Source organism: uncultured Veillonella sp., assembly GCF_905209685.1.
Lineage (GTDB): Bacteria > Bacillota > Negativicutes > Veillonellales > Veillonellaceae > Veillonella.
Genome location: NZ_CAJLUB010000155.1, coordinates 1 through 3,470 on the forward strand (window position 1 = coordinate 1; position 3,470 = coordinate 3,470).

2 protein-coding genes are annotated in these 3,470 nt (G+C 34.1%); both read left to right on the top strand.

The features are described 5' to 3' along the window. Nucleotides 1-122: 122 nt before the first annotated feature. Complete coding sequence (locus QZ055_RS08680; RefSeq protein WP_295826240.1) at nt 123-1,370, top strand: hypothetical protein; 1,248 nt, start codon at nt 123-125, stop codon at nt 1,368-1,370. 41 nt (nt 1,371-1,411) lie between these two features. Beyond that, nucleotides 1,412-2,668, top strand: coding sequence for a hypothetical protein (locus QZ055_RS08685; RefSeq protein WP_295826242.1), 1,257 nt, complete (start codon nt 1,412-1,414; stop codon nt 2,666-2,668). Nucleotides 2,669-3,470 lie beyond the last annotated feature (802 nt).

The following is a 3,470-nucleotide window of genomic DNA, read 5'->3' on the forward strand; positions in this document are numbered from 1 at the left end:
CATGTATACTAAATTATAAAATTATTAATAATAGGCACAGCCTTATTTGCATAGTATACTTATGCTAATAAGGTTGTGCTTATTTATATTGTAAATGTGAGAGAAAAAGATAAGAGGGTTTTATGTTACGTAAAAGTATAATTATGATGGCATTAGCGGCTGCTTTCACCATGAATGTTAGCGCTGTTCAAATCGAAGTCCCAGCCGGTCAACCGCCTATGCCAGGTGCTGATGCGAGTATTCCGGCTAATGCGTATGAGAACTATCGGGCAGGTAAGCTTAGTAATTATAAATCTAGTGATATTGTTAAGGCTAAGGCCAAATACCAAGATAAGTTAGATAAAATGGTTGCTAATGGTAAGTTGTCAAAGGATAAGTTAGATGCAGAGGCTCAAAGGGGCTATAATCAAATAGATTTAGCTGCGAATGAATCAACGGTAATCTTGTTACATGATCAAGATAATAATATTCGTGCTAGTATGCCAGCAGCCATACTAGAAGGGGACTATTTGTCTCGTAGTCGTTCTAATGAGAAAGAAGATTTACAGCTTTTAACTGAGCGAAATACACTCTTTATGTTGGGGTCTAATGTAACGGATATTCTTGATATTGTTAAGACAAAAGCTGATCAGAAAGGGCAATTCCTATATCCAGAGATAACAGAGGGGACCTGGTTTATGAATGATAAATTCTTAAATCAAAATAATCCTATGATGGGTGCCGTAGTGCGTCTTAAAGAGCAGCCAAATCGACCATATATCGTTGGAATTGCTTATAGGAATCATCCTGTTACAGAAAAAATGGAACAGGTAATGAGTAACTATATCATTCCGTCCATTCATTCTCTGGATGATATGGATTCGTATAGTGAAACGATTACATGGGAAAATTTAACATATCGGATTCCAAAGGGAATGAAGTTGAAAGCTCAGAGAAATCTGGATAATACTACGACTGAAGTCAGAGAGTATGTAGGACCTTCTGCAAGATTTTCTGTGCTTAGATGGCCTGTAAAAGTGGACAATCTATATGGTAACTTTTCTTTTAAAAAGGTTATTAATGCATCTAAAGTAGGTCAACCATTATCTAATGAGGCATTAGTTCAATCTGCTTCTGTTTGGAACAATGGTGTGCCAAGTTATATGATTGATAATTATCAGAAGGGCAAGAAATCTAAAATTCATAGAGTTCTTCGAGATGATAAATATTATTATGCTATTGATTTACTCTATACTGATGGAGCTGCGCCGTACTCTCATATACAATTAAGAAATACGGTAGAGTTCTCAGACTTTGGTAATGTAAAATTACTTCGTAAGAAAAGTGTTAATATTAGTAATAAAAATAAAACTAAGAAAGACAAGAAGTAAGTGTAATTTTGTGTTGTAAAACTTAGAGGAGAGAGGGTTTTATGTTACGTAAAAGTATAATCATGATGGCATTAGCGACTGCTTTTACCATGCATGTAAGCGCTGTGCAGATCGAAGTACCAAAGTGGCAACCACCAGTTCCAGGTGCAGATGCGAGCATTCCCGCCAATGCTTACGAAAATTATTCTCATATTAATGAAAAGGCAATACAAGAGGCGGAGGAATTTAGCGTTAAAGTACAGAAAAGTGTGGAGAAACCCAAGATTGCGATAGAAAAGGTTTTTAAGGAGAAAACTGGATTGGCTCAAGCTGTTAAGCTGGGGGAATTCTCAGAATCTACTGTTATCTTACTTCATGAAGGAAAAAATAATATTCGTTTATCTGTACCAAATATTAGCTTGCGTGGAGATACAGTTGAATCTAAATCAAGTGATGGTCCTTTATTTGTGGTTCGTGGTTTTACAAGTATTTTGATGGTGGGGCCACCACATGGTAAAGAATTTAGTAAACGTATGCACAATGAAGGTATCTATACATATCCAGGCTTAGAAAATGCATCTTGGAAAATCCTTAAAGCCAAGACACATGTAATGTATACAGAGTTTACGCCTAAGAACACGAACACTACCTATGGTATTACGTATCTTGGTGGCGGGGATGTGAATGATCCATACCAAGATAAATTTGCTGAAGTGGTAATGAGTAATTATATTATTCCATCTATTGAGCCCTTATCTGGGTTAGATAATTATAGCCATGTTAAGCATTGGGACAATTTTAGCTATCGTATTCCTAAAAAGGCTAAGCTTGTGAGCGAAGCATTGGAAGATAATAAATATGAGGTTCGTACTTATGAAGCCTCAGGAATTAAGATCCGTGTGTTACGCTTTCAAATAGACACTAATGTTGTTGATAAAAGTTTGGCAAAAAAACAAATTTTTGCATTTTTGAATAAATATGGTGACCTTGAGGCGCCTACACAGTATGCAACAGTTTGGAATAATGGTCTTCCAGGATTTCTAGTTGATCGCTATAAATCTAATGGGGAATCCTATTTACGCCATTTTACAAAGGATTCTGAATATTATTATAGTTATCGCATTGATTATGATGAAAGCAAATCTTCGTATAAGCATAAACAATTGCGTGATATGGTTGAGTATGTAGATTTTGATAATGTTGAAAGTTTACGAAAGGCACCTCAATGGCGTATAAGTAATAGCCATAAAAAGAAGCTTGATGCGGATCCAATCTTTAATCCGTGGTATATGGAATGGATTAAAATATTAACTCAATAAGAAATTTTGTTTTTAAGTTTCATAATATTAGCTAGGAGAGTGCCAATGAGTAAACTCAAATATATCAAAACTATATTAGTGCTTTTGCTTAAGGCTTATCTTGTCTATTTATGGATTAACTTTGTAGAGACATTTGCTCAGCTACTCTATAATATTTATGTATTGAAAGTATATTCATTGGAGCATTTTGGTCTATTTCTATTCTTTCTCTTTGGGAATATATGCTGTATTCTGTGGCTCGTTTTATGGTGTAAGCGATTACCGCCAGCTTTTAATAAGCCCAAAATATATTATAAGACTAAAGAATGGATACGATCTAAGAAAGAAGATGCACCTATCTATAAAGTCCTATTTGGTAGTTTATTGCTTTTGTTAAAGCTATATTTTGTAGTGTATATCTTAATTACAGCTTCCATTATTTTAAGTATTCCATTGGTAAACCTTTAGTATTCTTTCAAACGTTAAATAAACTAAAAGCCGAGCTTTTATTCCTTAGAATTAGCTCGGCTTTTATTAGTTTATTCGTATATTTATATAATATAATGATTGTTGTATCGTATATTAATGCATCATATAATAGGATTAGGATAGTTATACGAGGTTGGGGAAATAAAATAGCCCTTCGTTATCTTAGATGATTCGATAACTGAAAGGCCATTTCTCAAGCTTTTTTGTTTTCAGAGATGAGCCTGACGTTACGACTCGTCTGACTATCTTCTTATATTATAGTAAGGTTATGATATATCGTCAAATTAAGGTAAACCTCATACATACTAATTAAAGATAAACATTATAAATATTA

What these genes read in the sequence shown, in the direction of transcription:
- QZ055_RS08680 (WP_295826240.1), top strand. Translation starts at nt 123, where the DNA reads ATGTTACGTAAAAGTATAATTATGATGGCATTAGCGGCTGCTTTCACC.
- QZ055_RS08685 (WP_295826242.1), top strand. Translation starts at nt 1,412, where the DNA reads ATGTTACGTAAAAGTATAATCATGATGGCATTAGCGACTGCTTTTACC.